We start from the raw sequence: 1,188 nt of genomic DNA, 5'->3' as shown, positions 1-1,188 counted from the left end.
TCCATCTCCGCGGCCGACCCGGACTCGCTCGACGGCATGCTCCGCACGGAGTACCAGGGCTGCCGCTACTCCTTCGGCTATCCCGCCTGCCCGGATCTGGAGGACCGGGCGAAGATCGCCGACCTGCTGGAACCCGGGCGCATCGGCGTCGAACTGTCCGAGGAATTCCAGCTCCACCCCGAGCAGTCCACCGATGCGCTGATCACCCACCACCCCGAGGCCAGCTACTTCAACACAGGAGGGTCGCGATCGTGAAGACGGTACGCGAGGTGCTGGCAGCCGGGGAGACCTCGTACTCGTTTGAATTCTTCCCGCCCAAGACCGACAAGGGCGAGGCCCGTCTGTGGGACGCCATCCGCCGCATCGAGGCCCTGGCCCCTGCCTTCGTCTCCGTGACCTACGGCGCGGGCGGGTCCTCTCGGGACCGGACCGTCGCCGTCACCAAGCAGATCGCCGCCCACACCACGCTGCGCCCGGTCGCCCATCTCACCGCCGTCGGACACTCGGTCGCCGAGCTGCGGCATATCATCGGCCAGTACGCGGACGTCGGCATCCGCGACGTCCTCGCTCTGCGCGGCGATCCGCCCGGAGACCCCAAGGGCCCCTGGCTCGCCCATCCGCAGGGGCTGACATACGCCGTCGAACTCGTCGAACTCATCCGGGATCTCGGCGACTTCAGCGTCGGCGTGGCGGCCTTTCCGGAGCGGCACCCCCGCTCGCCCGACTGGGACAGCGACATCCGGCACTTCGCCGACAAGTGCCGGGCGGGCGCGGACTATGCCATCACCCAGATGTTCTTCGACGTCGAGCACTACTTCCGGCTGTGCGACCGGGCGGCGGCAGCGGGCTGTGACACCCCGATCATTCCGGAGATCATGCCTGCCACCGACTACCGGCAAATCAGCCGGTTCGCCGAACTCAGCGACGCGACCTTTCCCGAAGCGCTCGCCGGGCGGCTGTACGCCGCCCGGAACGACCCCGGGGAATCCCATCGCATCGGCGTGGACCACGCCATCGCGATGGCAGAGCGCCTGCTCGACGCCGGCGCTCCGGGACTGCACTACATCACCCTGAACCGATCGCCTGCGACGGTGGAGATTCACCGGGGCGTACAAGAGTCGAGGAGAGCCCATGCCGTCTCAGCCCTCCGCTGAGTTCACCGACTTCAAGGTCGCCGACCTTTCCCTG

General features: G+C 68.3%; 2 protein-coding genes. Both read left to right on the top strand.

Going from position 1 to position 1,188, the window contains the following annotated elements; translation table 11 throughout:
• The coding region (locus OF819_RS28995; protein ID WP_267246627.1) for a vitamin B12 dependent-methionine synthase activation domain-containing protein at positions 1 to 255 on the top strand (255 nt) is incomplete at its 5' end.
• Positions 252 to 1,154 carry a methylenetetrahydrofolate reductase [NAD(P)H] gene (gene metF, locus OF819_RS28990; protein WP_267246626.1) on the top strand — a complete coding sequence of 301 codons (903 nt, stop codon included), beginning with the start codon at positions 252 to 254 and terminating at the stop codon, positions 1,152 to 1,154. The genes OF819_RS28995 and metF, both read left to right, overlap by 4 nt.
• Positions 1,155 to 1,188 lie beyond the last annotated feature (34 nt).

Origin of the sequence: Streptomyces sp. PR69, from assembly GCF_026420845.1 — a bacterium.
Lineage (GTDB): Bacteria > Actinomycetota > Actinomycetes > Streptomycetales > Streptomycetaceae > Streptomyces.
Note: the sequence above shows the minus strand (reverse complement) of the source record. Positions and strands in the feature narration are given on the sequence as shown.